Origin of the sequence: Saccharospirillum salsuginis (genome assembly GCF_014651855.1) — a bacterium.
GTDB lineage: Bacteria > Pseudomonadota > Gammaproteobacteria > Pseudomonadales > Natronospirillaceae > Saccharospirillum > Saccharospirillum salsuginis.
The window spans coordinates 162,253-182,438 of the sequence record NZ_BMXR01000002.1; the positions used below are offsets into that span (position 1 = coordinate 162,253).

The 20,186-nt window shown below is 59.0% G+C and carries 21 protein-coding genes; 3 read left to right on the forward strand and 18 right to left on the reverse strand.

Annotated features, from left to right (window positions below; genetic code table 11):
- Positions 1–270: 270 nt before the first annotated feature.
- Positions 271–846 carry a pyridoxamine 5'-phosphate oxidase family protein gene (locus tag IE111_RS03935; RefSeq protein WP_189607199.1) on the forward strand — a complete coding sequence of 192 codons (576 nt, stop codon included), beginning with the start codon at positions 271–273 and terminating at the stop codon, positions 844–846.
- Here the strand turns inward: IE111_RS03935 and IE111_RS03940 are convergent, their stop codons facing one another.
- Complete coding sequence (locus IE111_RS03940) at positions 847–2,883, reverse strand: NADH:flavin oxidoreductase (protein WP_189607200.1); 2,037 nt, start codon at positions 2,881–2,883, stop codon at positions 847–849.
- A 142-nt stretch (positions 2,884–3,025) separates the two neighbouring features.
- Between IE111_RS03940 and IE111_RS03945 the strand changes: the two genes are divergently transcribed.
- A complete protein-coding gene (locus tag IE111_RS03945; RefSeq protein WP_189607201.1) occupies positions 3,026–3,685 on the forward strand; it encodes a TetR/AcrR family transcriptional regulator in 660 nt (219 codons plus the stop codon).
- Here the strand turns inward: IE111_RS03945 and IE111_RS03950 are convergent.
- The 17 genes from IE111_RS03950 to IE111_RS04030 form a co-directional block, all read right to left on the reverse strand.
- Positions 3,678–4,253: a HupE/UreJ family protein gene (locus tag IE111_RS03950; protein ID WP_189607202.1), complete on the reverse strand. Its 576-nt coding sequence runs from the start codon at positions 4,251–4,253 to the stop codon at positions 3,678–3,680. The two genes, IE111_RS03945 and IE111_RS03950, sit on opposite strands and share 8 nt — an antisense overlap.
- Positions 4,254–4,533: 280 nt before the next feature.
- Positions 4,534–5,181, reverse strand: coding sequence for an urease accessory protein UreG (gene ureG / locus IE111_RS03955; RefSeq protein WP_189607203.1), 648 nt, complete (start codon positions 5,179–5,181; stop codon positions 4,534–4,536).
- Between the two features lie 15 nt (positions 5,182–5,196).
- Positions 5,197–5,910, reverse strand: coding sequence for an urease accessory protein UreF (locus IE111_RS03960; protein WP_229805208.1), 714 nt, complete (start codon positions 5,908–5,910; stop codon positions 5,197–5,199).
- Positions 5,891–6,334, reverse strand: coding sequence for an urease accessory protein UreE (ureE, locus tag IE111_RS03965; RefSeq protein ID WP_189607204.1), 444 nt, complete (start codon positions 6,332–6,334; stop codon positions 5,891–5,893). The genes IE111_RS03960 and ureE overlap by 20 nt, the downstream gene beginning before the upstream one ends.
- A 118-nt stretch (positions 6,335–6,452) precedes the next feature.
- Positions 6,453–8,171, reverse strand: a complete 1,719-nt coding sequence (gene ureC / locus IE111_RS03970; protein WP_189607205.1) for an urease subunit alpha — start codon at positions 8,169–8,171, stop codon at positions 6,453–6,455.
- Positions 8,168–8,491, reverse strand: coding sequence for an urease subunit beta (locus tag IE111_RS03975; RefSeq protein ID WP_189607206.1), 324 nt, complete (start codon positions 8,489–8,491; stop codon positions 8,168–8,170). The genes ureC and IE111_RS03975 overlap by 4 nt, the downstream gene beginning before the upstream one ends.
- 286 nt (positions 8,492–8,777) lie before the next feature.
- The gene (gene ureA / locus IE111_RS03980) at positions 8,778–9,080 is read right to left on the reverse strand and encodes an urease subunit gamma (protein ID WP_189607207.1); all 303 of its coding nucleotides are present in this window, start codon (positions 9,078–9,080) and stop codon (positions 8,778–8,780) included.
- A 21-nt stretch (positions 9,081–9,101) separates the two neighbouring features.
- The gene (locus IE111_RS03985) at positions 9,102–9,980 is read right to left on the reverse strand and encodes an urease accessory protein UreD (protein ID WP_189607208.1); all 879 of its coding nucleotides are present in this window, start codon (positions 9,978–9,980) and stop codon (positions 9,102–9,104) included.
- A gap of 7 nt (positions 9,981–9,987) precedes the next feature.
- A complete protein-coding gene (urtE, locus tag IE111_RS03990) occupies positions 9,988–10,683 on the reverse strand; it encodes an urea ABC transporter ATP-binding subunit UrtE (protein WP_189607209.1) in 696 nt (231 codons plus the stop codon).
- Positions 10,680–11,513 carry an urea ABC transporter ATP-binding protein UrtD gene (gene urtD / locus IE111_RS03995; protein ID WP_189607210.1) on the reverse strand — a complete coding sequence of 278 codons (834 nt, stop codon included), beginning with the start codon at positions 11,511–11,513 and terminating at the stop codon, positions 10,680–10,682. The genes urtE and urtD overlap by 4 nt, the downstream gene beginning before the upstream one ends.
- Positions 11,510–12,655: an urea ABC transporter permease subunit UrtC gene (urtC, locus tag IE111_RS04000; RefSeq protein ID WP_189607211.1), complete on the reverse strand. Its 1,146-nt coding sequence runs from the start codon at positions 12,653–12,655 to the stop codon at positions 11,510–11,512. Before urtC ends, urtD begins: the two co-directional genes overlap by 4 nt.
- Entirely contained in the window at positions 12,652–14,259 is a 1,608-nt protein-coding gene (gene urtB / locus IE111_RS04005; protein ID WP_229805210.1) for an urea ABC transporter permease subunit UrtB, read from the reverse strand. Before urtB ends, urtC begins: the two co-directional genes overlap by 4 nt.
- Positions 14,260–14,394: 135 nt before the next feature.
- Positions 14,395–15,687 carry an urea ABC transporter substrate-binding protein gene (gene urtA, locus IE111_RS04010; protein ID WP_189607213.1) on the reverse strand — a complete coding sequence of 431 codons (1,293 nt, stop codon included), beginning with the start codon at positions 15,685–15,687 and terminating at the stop codon, positions 14,395–14,397.
- A 343-nt stretch (positions 15,688–16,030) separates the two neighbouring features.
- On the reverse strand, positions 16,031–16,963 hold the full coding sequence (locus IE111_RS04015) for an Rpn family recombination-promoting nuclease/putative transposase (protein ID WP_189607214.1): 933 nt from the start codon (positions 16,961–16,963) through the stop codon (positions 16,031–16,033).
- Positions 16,964–17,218: 255 nt separating this feature from the next.
- Positions 17,219–17,764: a hypothetical protein gene (locus IE111_RS04020; protein WP_189607215.1), complete on the reverse strand. Its 546-nt coding sequence runs from the start codon at positions 17,762–17,764 to the stop codon at positions 17,219–17,221.
- A gap of 2 nt (positions 17,765–17,766) precedes the next feature.
- The gene (locus IE111_RS04025) at positions 17,767–18,105 is read right to left on the reverse strand and encodes an ArsR family transcriptional regulator (protein ID WP_189607216.1); all 339 of its coding nucleotides are present in this window, start codon (positions 18,103–18,105) and stop codon (positions 17,767–17,769) included.
- Between the two features lie 133 nt (positions 18,106–18,238).
- On the reverse strand, positions 18,239–19,138 hold the full coding sequence (locus IE111_RS04030; RefSeq protein WP_189607217.1) for a LysR family transcriptional regulator: 900 nt from the start codon (positions 19,136–19,138) through the stop codon (positions 18,239–18,241).
- 105 nt (positions 19,139–19,243) lie between these two features.
- On the opposite strand from IE111_RS04030, the gene IE111_RS04035 reads away from it, so the two are divergent.
- Positions 19,244–20,107, forward strand: a complete 864-nt coding sequence (locus IE111_RS04035; protein ID WP_189607218.1) for an SDR family oxidoreductase — start codon at positions 19,244–19,246, stop codon at positions 20,105–20,107.
- The last annotated feature ends 79 nt before the right edge of the window (positions 20,108–20,186 follow it).

Below are 20,186 nucleotides of genomic sequence, written 5' to 3' on the forward strand. Positions count from 1 at the left end.
CAGGGATCCCTTTGTCGTTTTTCCTTGTTAAGCTCGCACGCGCGAACTTAAACCGTTCAGATCGGCATTGACTCTAGCCCTCCGGACGGTGATGGCAAGCACCACTTACGAACGATTGACGAAAAAGTAAAGGACTGTGACCTTCTTCACACTGGGAGTGCCGCAATCGGCGTGCTTTGGGTTCGGCGTGACTGTCCTCTACACTGTCGTCACATTCACAGGTTTCAATGAGCGCGCTAAATTCGCTCCTTGTTCACCGACAGGCCACACATGATCACATTGGACGATACCCTTTCCCAGGTTTGGGAGCATTTGCATGCCGGCGTGGACGACCGCAATCATCCGTTTCGAACGCCGGTTTTTTGCACTCAGGGTCAGCAAGGGCCGAATGCCCGGACGCTGGTGCTGCGCGCGGTGGATGCCGAGAACAATACGCTGATCTGCTACAGCGATACTCGCGCCGGTAAGTGGGCCGAGATCAATCAGCGTGCGCAAGCCGCCTGGGTGTTTTACGACCCGGACAACGGCTACCAATTGCGCGCCTATGGCCAGTCCAAGTGTCTGACCGAAGGAGCCCTGGTGGAGCGCCACTGGGCCGCCCAGGATGGTGTGGCGCGTAATAATTACCGCTCGTTCGGCGGCCCCGGTCGGCCGCTCGACGGCCCGACCGATGGCGTACCGGACAGCCAGCGCAATAAGGACGTCAATGCCGGGCGCGAACATTTCGGTCTGATCGTCACCCGTCTGACCGAGCTCGACTGGCTGCACCTGGCGATCGATCGCCATCGCCGTGCCCGCTTCGTGCGCGAGGGTGGCGAATGGCAAGGACAGTGGATCGCGCCCTAATTAAAGATCCTTGGTTAATCGCAACGCATCGTACACTGCCGCATGAATATTGCGGGACTCGACCGCATCTCCGGTTCTGAACAGCTGAAAACCGCCGTCCCCGTTGCGAACCACGCGTTGTGGGTTGCCGGCGATCAGATCGTCGTAGTCCACCTCGCCGCCGTTGGAGGAGTGCGGTTTCAAGTCGAAATAGACGTCCGCCATGGGGGTGACACCGTAGTTGACGACGACTTGATCGACTCGGCGCTCGTGGTCCAGATCCAGATAATCGCTGGTGATGCCCGCCCGCAATGCACCCTCGATGCGTTCGACATGATTCAATCGGTACGTGGGCGTAAAACGCACATTGGGTCGTTGCAGTGAACGCATGTAGGGCACCAGGGTCATGGCCATGACCTCGGCCGAAAAGGTCCGGTCCGGTGTCATGATTTCGAGTTCGGCCCCGGTTCGGGCGATCATCTCGGCGGCCTGCAAGGCGGGGTGGTCCCCGGCTTCGTCGAACAGCAATACGCGTTGGCCGGGTTTGACGTGACCGGACAGAATGTCCCAGCAATTCACTACCAGGTTATTGCCGACGGCGGGTTGGTCTTCGATCGGATAGCCTCCGGTTGCCACGATCACCACATCCGGTTGTTCCGCCAGTACCTCATCGACCTCGGCCCAGACGTTGTAGCGGATGTCGACACCGAGCAAATCGCACTGGGCCAGTCGCCAGTCGATGATGGCGATCATGTCACGCCGCCGTTCGCTTTGTGCGGCCAGGCGCACCTGACCACCCGCCTCGCTGGTGGCTTCCAGCACCACCACATCATGGCCGCGTTCGCCGGCCACCCGGGCCGCTTCCAGACCCGCCGGCCCCGCGCCGATGATCACCACCTTGCGACGTAGCTTGGCCTTGGAAATCTCGTGCGGCATGGTGGTTTCCCGCCCAGTGGCGGCGTTGTGGATGCAATAGGCCGCACCGCCCTGGTAAATACGATCCAGGCAGTAGTTGGCGCCGACGCAGGGGCGGATTTGTTCTTCACGCCCCTCGACAATCTTTTTCACGATGTGCGGGTCGGCCATGTGCGCCCGTGTCATGCCGATCATGTCGACCTTTCCGGATTCGATGGCGTACCGGGCGGTGCCGACATCCTGAATCTTGGCGCCGTGGAAGGTCGGGAAATCGATCCGGCGTTTGATCTCACCGGCGAAATCGAGATGGGGCGCACTGGGCATGCCCTGAACGGGAATGACATCGGTAAGACCGGGGTCGGTATCGATATGGCCGCGCACCACGTTCAGGAAGTCGATCTGCCCGCTAGCTTTCAGGCGTCGGGATATTTCCAGCCCTTCATCGGCGGACAGGCCGCCGGGTAATTGTTCGTCCCCGGTGTAGCGAATGCCGACGATGAAGTCCGGTCCGACCCGTTTCCGGATGGCTGTCAGCACGTCGAAGGTGAACCTCAACCGGTTGTCGAGCGTGCCGCCATAGGGCGCGTCCAGTTCGTTGGTCAGCGGGGACCAGAACTGATCCATCAAGTGGCCATACGCCTGCAGTTCGATGCCATCGAGCCCGGCCGCTTTCATGCGTTCGGCCGAATCGGCGTAATCGCGAATGATTCGGTCGATGTCCCAGTCTTCCACTTGCTTGGGAAACGCCCGGTGGGAGACTTCGCGGTGGTGCGACGCCGAGACGGCCGGTAACCAGTCGCCCTTGTCCCAGCGGGTGCGACGACCGAGGTGGGTCAATTGAATCATCACAGCGGTGCCGTGCTCGTGGCAGGCATCGACCAGGTCACGCAGGTGGGGCACCACCTCATCCTTGTAGGCCAGGATGTTGTTGAACACCGGCGGACTGTCTTTCGCTACAGCGGCGGATCCGGCGGTCATGGTCAGACCGATGCCGGCCTTGGCCCGTTCGACGTGGTAGGCCCGGTACAGTTCGGTCGGCATGCCGTCCACCGGGTAGGCGGGTTCGTGAGCGGTCATCATCAGGCGATTCTTGATCGTCAGATGCTTGAGTTGAAACGGTTGCAGCAGCGGGTCCTGGGCCATGGAAAGCCTCCGGTTGAATGCGGGCCAGACCTTTACGCTAAAGAGGTCTGTACATAGGTGTCAAGAAGTAAGACACTGATATACATAAAGCGGCAATACCCCGGTCCGTTTGCGACACGCGATATCCAATAAGAGTCAGGCTATGAATTCGACCCCACACAAAGGCCGTGCCGAAGACTGGCTGGAAGCCGCCTACGACGCCTTCATTCAAGGCGGCGTGGAGGCGGTGAAAATCCAGCCGCTGGCCAAGGCGCTGAACACCTCGCGCACCAGCTTCTACTGGTTCTTCAAGGATCGCGAAGCTCTGTTGGACCAACTGGTTGAGCGCTGGAAGGAAAAAAACACTGCGGGATTGATTCGGCAGACCGAGCGCTATGCCGACAGCATTGTCGAGGCGATGCTGAATGTTTTTGACTGCTGGCTGGACGAGCGACTGTTCGATTCCGAATTCGAATACGCCGTGCGCCACTGGGCGATGCAGAGCCCGGAAGTGGCACAGGCAGTGGCGACGGCGGATGAACAACGCCTGGAGGCTTTAACGCGGATGCTGATCCGCTTCGGCTATTCGGAACACGAGGCCGGTGTTCGCGCGCGTACCACCTATCTGACTCAGATCGGCTACATTTCCATGCACACGCAGGAGTCCACCGAAGAACGCATCGGCCGGGTGGCCGAATACGTCGAGGTGTTTACCGGTCAGCCCTGCGAACGCTCGGATCTGGAACGGTTCGTGTCCCGTCATGCGCCCAATCTGACCGATTGGATGGCGGCTTACGACGATCGGGGGGCGTTGCTCAGCTGAGACCGAATACCAGACCACCGACGGCAAAAAGCACTCCCGCCCAGCGATGCACACTCGGTACGCGTCTCGCCACCTGAGCGGAAGCCAGCCCGCACACGTGCAGCGCAGCCGTCGCCAAGGCGAAACCGGCGGCATACCCCAGGGCGGAGGATGCGACTGGCATTTCCGCGCCGTGGGCGACGCCGTGAAAAATCGCGAATCCGGCGCAGAGGGCAGCGGCGAGTCCGGTGTTTAGTTTACCGCTGATGGCCAGTGCCAAGCCGATAACGATGGATGAAACCAGGATCATCGGTTCGACGCCCGGCAGGGCGATGCCTGCCATGCCCAAGGCTCCACCGACCAGCATGGCTGCGACAAAGGCCAGCGGCAATTGCCAGCGGGCGGAGCCACCCAGATGCGCGCCCCAGAAACCGACGGCGACCAGGGCGAGGATGTGATCCAGCCCGCCGATCGGGTGGGTCAGACCGGCGGTGAAGCCGGATTCTGTGCCGTGGCCCGTGTGGGCCAGAGCGAGGGTGGGAAAGCCGGTCAGGATAAACAGGCCGATGTGTTTAGCGTTTCCAGTCATGTTATGTCTCCAATGTTAACCGTGTTTTCCGGGAACGACCGTTGGCGATTCGTAGGGTGGGCATCGCCCACCAACGTGTCGAAATGTGCCACTGAATGCACCGATTGGCCCTCTTTTCGTTTCAATGGGATCTACCGTTGGCTGGGTATCCTCCCCTGGTGGGCAGTGCCCACCCTACTCCTCTGCCAAGGCCAAACGGTTTCGTAGGTCGGATTAGTGTCGAAGACGCGTAATCCGACGATGAATAAAGTGCCGGGAAGAAGGTGTTGGATTATGGGTATCAAACCACGGCCTTGGCCGGCGGTATGTCTTTCGAATCCAACATGCCTTCGCGCACAATGAAGGCGATGACATCGTCCAACCCTTTTGCTGCTTTCAAATTGGTGAACACAAACGGCCGGTCGCCGCGCATCTTTTTCGCATCCCGATCCATCACGTCCAGGTCGGCCCCGACCAGGGGCGCGAGATCGGTTTTGTTGATGATCAACAGATCCGATTTGGTGATGCCGGGGCCGCCCTTGCGTGGAATCTTGTCGCCTGCGGAGACGTCGATGACGTAGATCGTCAGGTCCGACAGTTCCGGGCTGAAGGTCGCGCTCAGATTGTCGCCGCCGCTTTCGACGAAGACCGCGTCCAGCGAACCGTGTCGCGTCGTCAATTCATCGATGGCCGCCAGATTCATCGAGGCGTCCTCGCGGATTGCGGTGTGCGGGCAGCCGCCGGTTTCCACGCCGAGAATCCGGTCCGCGCTCAGCGCTTCGTGGTGGGTCAGGAACTCGGCATCCTCGCGGGTGTAGATGTCGTTGGTGACGACGGCGATGTCGTAGTGATCGCGCAACGCGGCACAGAGTGACCGCAACAGGGCGGTCTTGCCGGAGCCGACCGGGCCGCCGACGCCGATGCGCAGGGTTTGCTTGGGGTGAGTCATGGTGGGTTCTCCCAGTCAGGATCGGAACAATCGGGTGTATTGGGTTTCGTGACGGCAACTGGCGATGGCCAGCGCCGGCAGACAGGCACCGATGTCGTCGACATCGATGCCCCGGGCGAGGGTCCAGGCGTCGGTCAGCACCGGATTCAGTTCGCCCAACAGTTGCTGCGCCTGGGTTTGGCCCAGCGGTACGAGCTTGGTGGCTGCGGCCACCTGGTTTTCTAGCCAGGCCCAGGCGAAGCCGAGCGCCGTGTCATCGATGGGGATGGACCAACAGGCGGCGGCATAGGCGAAGGCGGTGACGAAACTGATGTCTTCGTCGGCCGCAAGCGGCGGTGCCATTTCCAGACTGCGCAGCAAACGCACCAGCGCCCGGCCCATGGCGGTGTCGGTGAACCGCAGTTCCCGGGTCTCGCGGCAGGCCAGAATCAGGTTGTTGCAGTCTTGCAGTTGTTCCGCATCCCCGGCCAGGGTGGCGGCGTGGCTTCGCGCCAGGATCGGCAAATCGACCCGGCTCAGGTTGTACCTGAGTTGTTCGCTCAGAAAGCGGCGCGTGGTCTCGACGTTGTGCACCCATCCGGCTTCGACGGCGTACTCCAAACCCTGCGAGAACGAGAACCCGCCCACAGGAAGGCTGACGCTGCTCAATTGCAGCAGTCGCAGTAGTGCCGATCCAGACTGCGGTGGCCGGGCGCTTTCGGCCATCGTGTCAGTGGTGATGGTGGCCATGGGCATAGGCTCCGGATTCCGGATTGAAAACGGCGTCTTCCGGCTGGGTCATCAAACCGAGCTGAATCAACATGGCTTCCAATACATGGTCCGGTTTGATGCGCAGCCATTTCTCGCCCACTTCGATTTTCACGTGGCGGTTGCCGAGGTGATAGCAGGCGCGGGCGAATGTGTGCCAGTCATCGCAGGTCGCGGTGACCACCGGTTCGATGGCGCCCTTGATTTGCACGTGACGACCGCAGGTCGTTTTCAGTATTTCACCGACCGCGAGTGGGCGACCGCGTTCGAGGAAGAGGCGGGCTTCCTCACCGGTGTCGGTCAGTACACGCAGGCGGCCTTTTTCGCGTTGGTCGTGGGTCAGGGTCAGGTGGCCGTCGAGTTGGTCGATGGCGGTTAGACCGAGGCGTTGGTTGATTTCCAGCATAGGAGTCACCGATTTTGTGGGTGGTCTGTAGGAGCGCACGCTGTGCGCGACACCCGAGGTGCCATGAGCACTGTCCGATCGCGCACGGTGCCGCGTGCGGACCATGGCTCCTACAGGTTCAAAACAAACAATACCGCTGAGCCAACGGCAGTTCCGTCGCCGGCTCGCAGGTCAACAATTGCCCGTCCGCCCGCACTTCATAGGTCTGCGGGTCGACGGTCACATCCGGTTGCCAGTCATTCAGAATCATGTCTTTCTTGCCGATGGTCCGCGTGTTCTTGCACGCGACCAGTCGACGCTGCAAACCCAACTCGTCGGCGACGCCGGCATCCAACGAAGCCTGACTGACAAAGGTCACCGAGGTTTTGGCAGGGGCCTGCCCAAACGCACCAAACATGGGTCGGTAGTGCACCGGTTGTGGCGTCGGGATGGATGCATTCGGGTCGCCCATCGGTGCGGCGGCGATCATGCCGCCCTTGATGATGGTCGCCGGTTTGATGCCGAAGAAGGCCGGTTTCCACAGCACGAGGTCCGCCAGTTTTCCGGGTTCGATGGAGCCGACTTCGTGGCTGATGCCGTGTGCGATGGCCGGGTTGATGGTGTACTTGGCGATGTAGCGACGGGCGCGAACATTGTCGCAGCCGAGGTCGAGATCCTCGGCCAACAGGCCGCGTTGTTTTTTCATTTTGTCGGCGGTTTGCCAGGTGCGGGTGATCACTTCGCCGACCCGGCCCATGGCCTGTGAATCGGACGCGATCATGCTGAAGGCGCCGAGGTCGTGGAAGATGTCTTCGGCGGCGATGGTTTCCTTGCGGATGCGCGAATCCGCGAAGGCGACGTCTTCGGGAATCTTGCTGTCCAGGTGATGGCACACCATCAGCATGTCGAGGTGTTCGTCGATGGTGTTGCGCGTGTAGGGTCGCGTCGGGTTGGTGGACGACGGCAATACATTCGGCGAGGCGCACGCCTTGATGATGTCCGGTGCGTGACCGCCACCGGCGCCTTCAGTGTGGTAGGTGTGGATGACCCGGTCCTTGAACGCGGCCAGGGTGTCGTCCACAAATCCGGATTCGTTCAACGTATCGGTATGGATGGCAACCTGGACGTCGTACCGTTCCGCCACGGTCAAACAATTATCGATGGCCGCCGGTGTCGTGCCCCAATCCTCGTGCAGTTTCAAACCGCAGGCACCGGCTCTCAGTTGTTCTTCCAGGGCTTCGGGCTGGCTGCCGTTGCCCTTGCCAAGAAAGCCGAGGTTCATCGGCAGGCTGTCGGTCGCCTGCAGCATCTTGCCCATGTACCAGGGGCCGGGTGTGCATGTGGTGGCGTTGGTGCCGGTGGCCGGACCGGTGCCACCACCGATCATGGTGGTGACGCCGGACATCAGCGCTTCTTCGATTTGCTGCGGACAGATGAAATGGATATGGGCATCGATGCCGCCGGCGGTCAGGATGGACCCTTCACCGGCGATGACTTCGGTGCCCGGGCCGATGACGATGTCGATGTTATCCATGATGTCCGGGTTACCGGCTTTGCCGATAGTCTCGATGCGACCGGCGCGAATACCAACATCGGCTTTGACGATGCCCCAATGATCCAGAATCAACGCATTGGTGATGACCAGATCGACGGCCGTGGCGTTGCTCGATTGGCTCTGGCCCATGCCGTCGCGAATCACCTTGCCGCCGCCGAACTTCACTTCATCGCCGTAGGTGGTGTGGTCCGCTTCCACCTCGATCCATAAATCGGTATCGGCCAACCGAATGCGGTCGCCCGTGGTCGGGCCGAACATCTGGGCGTAGGCCTGGCGGTCGAGCGTTTTGTTGGATGTCGTCATGATGTTGCTCCTGTATCCAGCGGGCCCATGACCTCCGCGCGAAAGCCATGAACTTCCCGTTTGCCGGCGTAGGCAACGAGTTCTACCTCGCGGCTCTGACCCGGTTCGAAGCGTACGGCCGTGCCGGCGGCGATGTTGAGATGGAAGCCACGGGCCGCAACGCGATCGAACGACAAGGCCGGGTTGGTCTCGGCGAAGTGGTAGTGGGAACCGACCTGGATCGGGCGGTCGCCGGTGTTTTCGACCGTCAGGGTGATGATGGGACGGCCGGCGTTCAGGGGAATCGGGTCGGGTTTTAGTTGGAGTTCGCCTGGGGTCATTTTTTGATCTCGTTGTTGTTGGTGTGTGCTTCACCCTAGGGTGGGCACTGCCCACCATGGGATTCGGTGTTCCCACGGATTGATCTGCTGGCAATGTATTTGGATCGATCGTTTTGTTTCGTGGTTTTGTGTTCTTCCATGGTGGGCGGTGCCCACCCTACGGTTGTTGGATTACGCGCTTCGCGCTAATCCAACCTACATGGAAAGTGCTGGTGGTTTCGTAGGTTGGATCGGCCAGCGCTCCGGTAGCCGATAGGCGTAATCCAACAATTCAACCAACCACATGTCACACGATCGGTTGATGTACGGTCACCAACTTGGTCCCATCCGGAAACGTCGCTTCCACCTGCACCTCATCCACCATCTCCGCGATGCCGTCCATCACCTGGTCGGCGCTGAGCAATTGCTTGCCTTCGCTCATCAATTCCGCCACGGTTTTTCCGTCCCGCGCGCCTTCGAGAATATTCAAGGTGATGTAGGCTACGGCCTCGGGATAATTCAGTTTCAACCCACGTCCCAACCGACGCTCGGCGAGCAAACCGGCGGTGAAAGTGAGCAGTTTGTCTTTTTCACGGGGTAACAATTCCATCGGGTTTTCCTCGTGGTGTGTTCAGGTTGCCCAGATGCGCGGCTCGCACGCGGGAATGCCGAGCAGGGCGGGTCTCAGGGTGGTCCATGCCCGGGTGAAAAACTTCCGGGCCGGTTCGGCCCGATCGCTTAGGCTGCGCAGGACGATAAAGTCACCGACCTGGGTTATGCCGCTGAACGCCAGACCTGTGGCTGATTCTTCGTGGTCGCGCAGTTGATCCACCATTGTTTTTTGATCGCCCTCGAACGGTCCGGCGATCATCAAACCGTTGACCGGTTGGTTCTGAAACCCGGCCAGGCCTGAGCGCAGTTCATCGCTGGGTTCGATCAGGTGCAGATGCTCCCGCAACACGATTCGACCCTGTTGCCGAATCTGCAAACGCTGATGCAGCTCGCCGGTTTCAAACAACCGCTGGTTAGCCGGCAGACCCAGGCTGGTGATTTCCCAGCCGATAAAACGTGCGCCTTCGGCGAGCTGAATGTCGGTATCCAATTGAGCGCGGGCGTCGGGGTAGATCAGGGTTTCCTGCGGCAACCATTCCAGTGTGGCGTTCTCGTGAACGGTCAATTGATTGCGCTGGTGCTGCAGGGCCCGGTCCGGTCGCGCGCGATAGGCACGACCGGCTCCGGGCGTGGTGATGACGGCGGACGCGTCCGGGTGGACGTTGATGCTCATGCGCAGATCGTCGCCGGACACCATGCCACCGGGGGGATGCAACAAGTAGGCATGGGCGCGGTCCGGTCCTTCCGGATAGAACGCTTTTTGCACATAGAGCGGCCCTTCGTGGCGACATCCGGCCAGCCGCGTGCCGCGCGGTCCCTGCCGGAAATCCAGTTCCAGCCAGGCACGCCAAATGGAGTCGGCTTGTACGGTGTCTGGAATGGCAGCGCGCGTATTCATGGTGTCGTTACACAGCCAGATGCTGACGAATCAAATCGTCGGACAGGTTCGCCATTGGGTCGCTGGCGACGATGCGACCTTTTTCCATCAACCGGAACTCCTGACCGACGCGTCGGGCAAAGCCGAGTTTCTGTTCGACCAACACCACGGTCAGCCCTTCTTCCTGGTTCAGTTTCACAATCACATCCCCGATCTGTTTAACGATGTTGGGCTGAATGCCCTCGTTCGGTTCATCCAGAATCAGCACCTTCGGGTCCAGCACCAGGGCTCGACCGATGGCCAGTTGCTGTTGCTGGCCGCCGCTCAAATCCCCGCCGCGCCGGTGCAGCATGTCGTTCAATACCGGGAAGAGTTCGAAAATCTTCTCCGGGATGTCTTTCGCGTTGTCTTTCCGGGCGAGTAAACCGAGGCGCAGGTTTTCCTCGACGGTCAGCATCGGAAAAATGTCCCGCCCTTGTGGTACATAACCGATGCCGGATGGTGCCCGTTGTTCCGCCGAGACTTTGGTTAACTCCCGGCCGTTGTATTCGATCGAACCGCTGCTCGCCGGCAACAACCCCATGAGACATTTCAGCAGCGTCGTCTTGCCCACACCGTTGCGCCCCATGATGCAGGTGCAAGCGCCTTCGGTGATGTCCAGGTTCAGATCCCAAAGGATCCGAGTGCCGCCGTATTGCTGGTTCAGGTTTTGAATCCGTATCATGCGTCTTCCCCCAGATACACTTCGATCACGTCCGGGTGGTTCTGCACCTGGTCCATCGTGCCTTCCGCCAACACCGAGCCCTGGTGAAGCACCGAAACGGTGCGTGCGATGGAGCGAACAAATTCCATGTCGTGCTCGACGACGATGACGGTGTGCTTGCCCGCCAATGAGGTCAGCAGCTCCGCCGTGCGCTCGGTTTCTTCCGGCGTCATGCCCGCGACGGGTTCGTCGATGAGCAACAATCGCGGTTCCGAAACCAACAACATGCCAATTTCGAGCCATTGTTTCTGACCGTGTGATAAGTTTCCGGCCAGCAGGCGTTTTTGCTGCACCAAACCGATTGTGTGAAGCACCGAATGGATGCGGTCTTCCTGCTCGGAGGACAGTTGTGAAAAGAGGGTTGGGAGGATGCCCTTGTTCGTTTTCAGCGCCAGCTCCAGGTTGTCCGCTACCGTTTGCGCTTCGAACACGGTCGGTTTCTGGAATTTTCGGCCGATGCCAAGTTGGGCGATGCGTGCCTCATCGTGGTGCAACAGATCGATGGACTGTCCAAAATGGACCGTGCCCGAATCCGGCGTCGTCTTTCCGGTGATCACATCCATCAGCGTGGTCTTGCCCGCGCCGTTCGCACCGATCAAACAGCGCAATTCGCCGTCGTTCACATAGAGATTCAGATCGTTCAGTGCCTTGAAACCATCGAAACTGAGATTCAGGCCTTCCACATATAAGATGACCTGGTGCGAGACATCGACTCTGGGTTCCGGCGGCATCAGAAAGGGCCAGACCCGGTCCCGCCGAAACAGTTCAAGAGAGTGGGGATGAGCAGTCATGGTGTGGTCTCCTCGGCTGTGGCGGGTGTGTTCGAGTGGCGGTTCAGGCCCTCGCGCACCTGGCCGTATAGACCGGCAAGGCCCTTGGGCAGGAAGAGCGTGACCAGTAAGAAAAGGGCGCCTAGCGCGAACAGCCAACCATCCGGCAGCAGAGCGGTGAACCGGGTTTTGGCGTAGTTGACCAAAATGGCACCGAGCACCGCGCCATAGAGGGTGCCGCGCCCGCCGACGGCGACCCAGACCACCACCTCGATGCTGTTCAAAGGCGCGAACTCACCGGGGTTGATGATGCCGACCTGGGGCACATAGAGCGCACCGGCCAGGCCCGCGATCATGGCCGAATAGACGAACAGCCAGACCTTGTATCGATCCGTCCGGTAGCCCAGAAACCGCACCCGCGCTTCGCCGTCCCGCACGGCTTCGATGACTTTGCCGAAGCGCGACCCGAGGATCCATTGGCTGACCCCGTACACCAGCGCGAGCAAAACCGCCGTAGCGATAAACAAGGCCACCCGGGTGCCGTCGGACTGCAGACTGAAGCCGAGGATGTCCTTGAAATCCGTCAGGCCGTTGTTGCCGCCGAAGCCCATCTCGTTGCGGAAGAACGCCAGCATCAATGCATAGGTCAGCGCCTGGGTGATGATGGACAAGTACACCCCGCTGACTCGCGAGCGGAACGCCAGGGCGCCGAAGACGAACGCCAGAACACCGGGCACCAGCGCGACCATGATCATCGCGAACCAGAACTGGTCCATGCCGAACCAGTACCAGGGCAGGCTGTCCCAGTTCAGGAAGACCATGAAATCCGGCAGAGTGGGGTGGCCGTAAACACCCCGGTCGCCGATCTGCCGCATCAGATACATGCCCATGGCGTAACCACCGAGGGCGAAAAAGGCGCCGTGGCCGAGGCTCAGAATGCCGCAATAACCCCAGACCACATCCACCGCCAACGCCAGCATGGCGTAGCTGAGGTATTTACCGAGCAGGGTGATGGTGTAGGTGCTGACATGCAGCGATGACGATTCGGGCACCAGCAGATTGCCGAGCGACGCCAGCACCGTGACCCCGAACAGGATCACGACGAACGGCAACACCCGTTGCCCGGCCGGTTGACGCGAAAGCACAGAGCGCAGAATACTCATTCGGCCGCCCTCCCGCGTTGCGGAAACAGCCCTTTGGGCCGTTTCTGAATAAACAGGATAATGAATACCAGCACCAGGATGCTGGCCAGAACCGTACCGGTGACCGGCTCCATGAACTTGTTGGCGATGCCGAGTGTGAACGCCGCGACCAGGGTGCCCAGCAGGTTGCCGACGCCGCCGAATACCACGACCATAAAGGAGTCGATGATGTAGCTCTGCCCCAGATTGGGTCCGACGTTGGTCAACTGGCTGAGCGCCACACCGCCGATGCCGGCGATACCGGAGCCAAGCCCGAAGGTGAGGGCATCCACCCAGTCCGTCTTAATGCCCATCGCCTTGGCCATGGCCCGGTTTTGCGACACCGCCCGTACCTGAAGACCCAGCGACGTTTTCTTCATGATCAGCAGCAGCGCCACGAACACGACCACCGCGAAGATGAGAATGGTCAGCCGGTTGTAGGTAAGTGACAGCACCGGATTGATTTCCCAGGAACCGCTCATCCAGTCCGGCGAAGCAACCCGCCGGTTCAGCGGCGAAAATACGGTGCGTACCGTCTGTTGCAGGATCAGACTGATACCGAACGTCGCCAACAGGGTTTCCAGTGGCCGACCGTGCAGGAAGCGGATGACGCAGCGCTCGATCAATATGCCCACGCTGCCGGCCACCAGAAACGCCATCGGGATGGCGACCCAGAGTGACTGGTTGATCATGTTCGGCATCATCAACTGAACGACATAGGTGGTATAGGCGCCGAGCATCAGCATTTCACCGTGCGCCATGTTGATCACCCCCATCACGCCGAAAGTGATGGCCAGACCGATGGCGGCCAGTAACAACACGGAGCCGAGACTCAACCCGAAAAACAGCTGGTCGACATAGCCATAAAAGGTGACCTTCTGGTCGATGGCCTGCATAGCCTCGGCCGCCGCCGCTTTCACTCCGCCGTCGTCTGAATACTCGGAGAGTTGAAATAAGAGGTTGCGGACATCGGTTTCCAGACTCTCGGACAGATCCTGAATCGCGGTGATGCGAGCAGCGCTGTTCTCGCCCTGTTCGGCGGTGTACATAGCCAATGCCAGATCCAGAGCCTGACGCACCTCACGGTGACTCTCCCCGGCCCGAGCCTCGGCCAGAAGGCTCACGGTGTTTTCGTCCAGATCATCCAGCAGCGATCGCACCGCCGCGGTTCGAACCGCCGGGTCCTCATGGCTCAACTGCATCCGTGCGATGGCTTCGGATAGGTAACCGCGAAGACTGTTATTGATGCGGACCTTCGACTGTTCCCGGCGGCCCAATTCGCCGTAATCCTCACCCGAGAAGTAATCGACATAATGGTCGTCACCATCGACATCGGTCTCGACCAACAAACGCCCATCCGAGCGTCGGTAATACAAATCCCCGTCCAGCAACGTCTGGAACAAAGGCAACACAACCGCCTCATCCCCCGACGACGCCAAACGCTCCAGAATCGGCTGAGTCTCCCGCAGGCCGGCCTCGGTCAATTGCTCCAACAACGTATTGACCTCCGCCGAAGGCTCCTCCGCCCAAACCGGCGAAGCCCACAACACAAGCAGACCGAACCAAAAAACAAAGGCAAGTCTCACAGAGACCTCCGCTGTAGCAAATAAAAACAAGGGAAAGAAAAGGCCGAGGATCAACCTCGGCCGGCATACTCGTAGGGCCGAAGAGCGAAGCGACATCGGCCGCTTCAAACTTGGCTACGCTATGACACGATCGCCTTATTCGTAGCTCTGCCCGGAACACGCCCCACTCTCAACATTGAAATTCCCACACTCCAACGGAAACGCCCAATCCGCCAACAGCATCTTCGAACCGGGCAGATAATCCGACCAGGCATCCCCGGGCACGACACCCATGGTTTCCCAAACCACCTCGAACTGACCATCGTCCTGAATCTCCCCGATCAACACCGGTTTGCTCAGGTGGTGGTTCTTGTTCATCACCGCCATGCCGCCGGTCAGGTTCGGCGTGGTCTGCCCGATCATCGCTTTTTCGACCGCGTCCACATCGGTGGTGCCGGCCTGTTCGACCGCCTGAACCCACATGTTGAAACCGATGTAGGTCGCCTCCATCGGATCGTTTGTCACCCGGTCCTCATCGCCGATGTAGGCGTGCCACATGTCGATGAAGTCGTAGTTGGCATCCGCGTCCACACTCTGGAAGTAGTTCCAGGCGGCCAGATGACCGACCAGCGGGCTGGTATCGAACCCGGACAGTTCCTCTTCACCGACTGAGAACGCGATGACCGGAATGTCTTCGGCCGAGATGCCCTGGTTACCCAGTTCCTTGTAGAACGGTACATTGGCGTCGCCATTGATGGTGGAGACCACGGCCGTCTTCTTGCCCTGGCTGCCGAAGCTCTTGATGTCCGACACGATGGACTGCCAGTCCGAATGGCTGAACGGCGTGTAGTTGATCATGATGTCGCTCGCCGCAACGCCGTGATCCTTCAGGTAGGCTTCCAGGATCTTGTTTGTGGTGCGAGGGTAGACGTAGTCCGTACCGGCCAGTACCCAGCGCTCCACACCCAGATCATTCATCAGGTAATCCACCGCCGGGATGGCCTGCTGGTTCGGCGCCGCACCGGTGTAGAAAATGTTCTTCGAGGATTCTTCACCCTCGTACTGCACCGGGTAGAACATCAGGCCGTTCAACTCTTCCAGCACCGGCAGCACGGACTTGCGCGACACCGACGTCCAACTACCGAAGATCACATCCACCTCTTCCTGGGTCAGCAGCTCCCGCGCCTTCTCCGCGAACAGGGGCCAGTTGGAGGCCGGGTCGACCACAACGGCTTCCAGGTCTTTCCCGAGCAGACCGCCGCGCTTGTTCTGTTCCTCGACCATCATCAACACGGTGTCTTTCAGCGTGGTCTCACTGATCGCCATGGTGCCGGAAAGCGAATGCAGCACCCCGACCTTGATGGTGTCGTCTTCCGCATAGGCCGCACTCGCGGCCAGGGTGGCGGCCACAGCGAAGGTGACGCCTTTGAGCGTGGGTTTGAATGTCATGAGTCTTCCCCTCTGGTTGGTTATACACCGGGTTCGGAACCGGATTTGTCAGCGGGTTCGAGTATGGGAAAGGCTCTGGGATGAGGGTATGGGGGGATTGGCGGGGTTGGGTACGTTGTTTGACGTATGGACGAGAATGGGGCGAGTGATAACGCCTTTGAGACCAACCTATCGTTGGCGTATTGTTTTTTAGGAAATCGCTATTAGGGCGACGCTGGGGAATTCAGAGAACCGGTAACGGGTCGGCATGTTTTACCGGCCAATCCATGTCGCATTCTGGATCAATCAATAATTGCCCGCCGACACTAACAACAGTGCCGACATGGGGGATTATTAAGGGGAGCTAGTATTCTTTGGGAAGGTTCTTTTTCAGTTCTTCAACACTGGCCACAGAAAGACCCGTAACTTTGGCCACAAACTTAGGGTCGGCGCCTTCTTTCAGCAGGTTGCAAGCTGTATGTCTCAGTCCTTTAGCTTCACCACGGGCTTCGCCTCTAGCTTCTAACTGTTCGGCAATGGTCATAAATGTCTCTCCTATAGGCTCGGGTAAGCGGTGACTTTCTTCGACCAAATGGTCGATATCGCTGACGTTACCCGCTCCAATGGCATAGTGTAGCAAGGTGCGGATGAAATCCAACCATTGCTGGCTGTGGTCGTCCAGCCCCTCGCAGTCGTGCAACCACTCCAGTAGATAGGGCCCGATGTCCGGGTCCCGGATGTGCTTAAGGGCCCGGGCGACAATGCCGATCCACTGTTGTTGGCGCAATTCGTCGTCACTGAGCTGGTTCACGTCAATCAGGGGGATGGGGTCCTGGAGCAGCGTTCTCATCACGCCCAAAGGGTCGTCGAAGCAGTCGGCGAGGTTCAGTGAATAGGGGTAGGGAGTCTGGCTGCCGTGGTACAGCACCAGCGCATAGACTGGTGCCAGTAGCCCATTGGGTTGCTGTTTGAGGTGTTTGGTCAGAAGGCTGAACAGGTAGTGGCCGATGCGAACGGGCATATGCGGGTCCGGCCGGGACTGGTGTTCCACCAGCAGGGCCAGGTAGGCCGGTTGATCGGCCAGTCGGCAACTGAATACCAGGTCGGAGACGGTTTCCTGCAGCGCCGGGTCCAGGTAGCTGTCGTGCTCCAGTTTCAGGCTGTCGAGGTCCAGCGCGGCGCTGATGTCCTCGGGCAGGTAGTGCCGCATGAAGCTTTCCGCAACGGCGCGGTTCTCCATGACGCTGCGAAAGAAGCGGTCATGGGGGTTGTGTGGGTGATTGGGCTTTCCTTTCACACTGAGCATCCTTTCCGCGAAGTTGGGCGGAGTCTAACAGTGTTTATGGGGTGGTTGCGATTGTGCGGTTTCCGATTTGTGATCGGATCAGGGAAGACCGTTGAGCCCTGATCCTTGTTCTGTTGTTTCAAGCAGTGACGTTTTTCGTCCTTTATTCGGTCTTGAATGTGTTGTCGAATGAGTCACCATCGTGTGTCGCCGTAGTCGGTATAATTAAGAGGCGGCTTTACCCGGAGTGATTCATTGTCCTTACTGTCAACCTTCAGATTTGGCGCGTAGACTATCAATTGACTGTTTACTTTGCCCTTCGTTGGCTGCCCAATCATAGATCATCTGCCAATCCACAATTCTGTTTTGACAGACTTTGATTGCTTGATCCCAACATTGTGGATCATAGTGATACCAGTAAGCGGCGAGTCGGTCTATAACGCTGAGCGTCGGCGTGATGACTCTCAGAGGTCCATGTTTGGTATTGAAGATCGGAATGTCTTTATGATCTATGATTAAGTCACCAAACCCGAGTGGTGACGGTGGGAACTCGACAAACCATTCAGTATGTGGATGCTCGAATTGACGTAGGTTACTACTTTCTTGGAATCCGATTGGAGCCAACGCATCTCGTAGTTCTTTTCGGCTTGCCGATGTAACGAAGTCCAGATCGTAACTTTGATAGTCGTTGTGGGTATATATTGAAACAGCACCACCACCCGAAAGTGTGGCCAGGATGCCCGCCTTTTCCAGGTACCGACTCAGGATGGATGCCAACTCTTCGATGGAGGTTTCCCTGGTGATTGTATCCATAACTATAGTGTTTTTCCGGATCGTCTGGGGCGTTGTCGCTGCCTAAAGTATTTTTGCACCACATCCTCGGGCAATTGCTCAACTTCGGCGAGGAGGAATTTCTTTAAATTTTTCACCGTGGGATTTCGTTCGTTAAAGGTGAACAGACGAGCGTTACCGACTAACCGGCTGACCAGAACACCGTTACCTTCAAGTCTTTTAAGCTGCCGTTGGGTCATGTTTAGGCCAATGTCGTAGGTTTTGGCAATACGCAGGGCATGCCCTTCACCATAAACCGTAATGAATAACAGGACCTGTGCGGCCGTTCGGTTACCTAGGACTGCCTCAAGAACGGGGTTCATACGACGTGAGATACCCAATTTAGGGGTGGAAGCACTTAATATAGGGGTTATAGTACCCCCTTGTTGAGTATGGTCAAGTATTCGTTTATCCGAATCGAAGAGTGATGCTGTAGAGTTCTGAGTGGCTGGTCAATCAAATCGACAACCCGTCCGCCAGACCAAAACTCGCCACCTCCTCCAACACATGCCGCACGAACGATTCGTTCTTCAGTGACCGGTGCGCCCGGCTCGGCGATACCAGGTAGAACCCGACCGGTTCGGGCCGGTCATTCACCAATACTTCCTCCAACGTTCCTGATTGCAAGTAGGGCAGTGCCTCGAACCGGCTGGTGAAGGTGTAGCCCAGCCCCGCTGCGGCGGCTTGCAGGCATTGGCCGATGTCTTCGAACAGGATGTCGGGGTTTTTGGGTGTCCAGGTGCGGTCCCGAAAGCGCCAGGGCAGGGCTTGGCCTTTGGCGCCGGAGGCGATGATGGGTCGGTCAGTCAGTTGGTCGGGTGTCTCCAGTGGGGTGTCTTCGATCCGTCGCTCGGGGGCGACGAACACGCCGTAGTGAATCCGGAACAGGCGTTGGGCGACCAGTGAGGAGTCCGGCAGCGGTCCTTGGCGGAACGCGAAATCGAGTTGGTGAGCCTGGAAGTCGAGGTAGTCGTTGCTGTGGATCAGTTGAACATCCACTTTCGGGTGCTTCTGACGGTAGCGGATCAGCCAGTCGGTCAGCGGCCCCCGGGCAAAACCGCCCGGGGCGGTGACTCTCAGTGTACCGGTGGGGGTCGCGTCCAGGCTGTCCCGCCAATCGGTTATTTGGGTTTGTGCTTCCAGCAGTTCCCGGGCCAGCGGCAGGAAGGCTTCGCCTTCCTGGGTGAGAGACAGCGACCGGGTCGTCCGCAGCAGCAAGGGGAAGCCAAGGTCGGCTTCGAGCTTGGCGATGCGCCGGCTGACGTTGCTGCCCGGTTGCTTCAGGCGCCGGGCGGCCCGGGCGAAGGAGCCGAGCTGGGCCACTTCGACGAACCAGATCATCGCTTCCAGGTCCATGTCATTATCCCGAAAATGGATTAATGATTATCAGATTAACCCACTAATCGCTGAATGAAACCCCCGATACGATGAAACACATAATCCATCTGAGGAGACAGAGCGATGAAAACCGCATCAGTGATCGGAGGTTCCGGGATGCTCGGGGCGCCCGTGGCGCGCCAACTGCGAGCGGACGGGTATCGGGTTCGGGTAATCAGCCGCAACAGCGACAAAGCGGAACGGCTGCTGGGGCCGGATTTCGAGTATGAGACCGCCGACCTGCTGGATGTCGACAGTCTGCGACGGGCGCTGAAAGGCTCGGACGCGGTGCATATCAACGCCAGCGGACACAGCCGGCGCAGCTATTACAACAACCATGTACTGGGCACGAAAAACATCCTGGAGGCGCTGTCCGACGAGCGCATCGAGTGCATCAGTATGATTTCGACGGCCCTGGCCTATCCGGAGTTCGCCGACCGTTGGGACAACCGCTACAAGATGGAAGCGGAAGCCTTGTTGAAGGCGAGCGGTCTGCCGTATCTGGTGTTCATGCCCAGCTGGTTTATGGAAACGCTGGCGTTGTTCAAACAGAAGCAGCGGCTGGTGCACATCGGCCCGTCCACTCAACCCATTCACTGGATCGCGGCGCAGGACTATGCCCGGGAAGTCAGCCGCGCGCTCGCCGACCCGAGCGTTCGCAACCGTCGGATCGTCCTCTATGGCTCTGAAAGCATGACCATGGCCGAAGCTATGGCGGCCTATGCCCGGCACCATGATCTCAAGGTTCAGCGAATGCCCGCCTGGTTGGCAAAGGCCGTTGGATTCATCAGCCGAGACGAGACCTTGATGGATGTCGCGGATTTGATGCGGCACTACGACCGCGCCGGTGAGAAGCCGGTGGTCGATGCGGTTCGAACCACAACAACGCTGAAGGATTGGTTGGGATCACAGAGGGTGTCGGAAAACCTTACACATAGATATGGATGACTAAGGGTGAAAAGCGCTTTTTGCGCTAAGGATGGTGTCGGAAAAATTTACAGAAGCGAGGGTGTTTTGTGATGGAGTG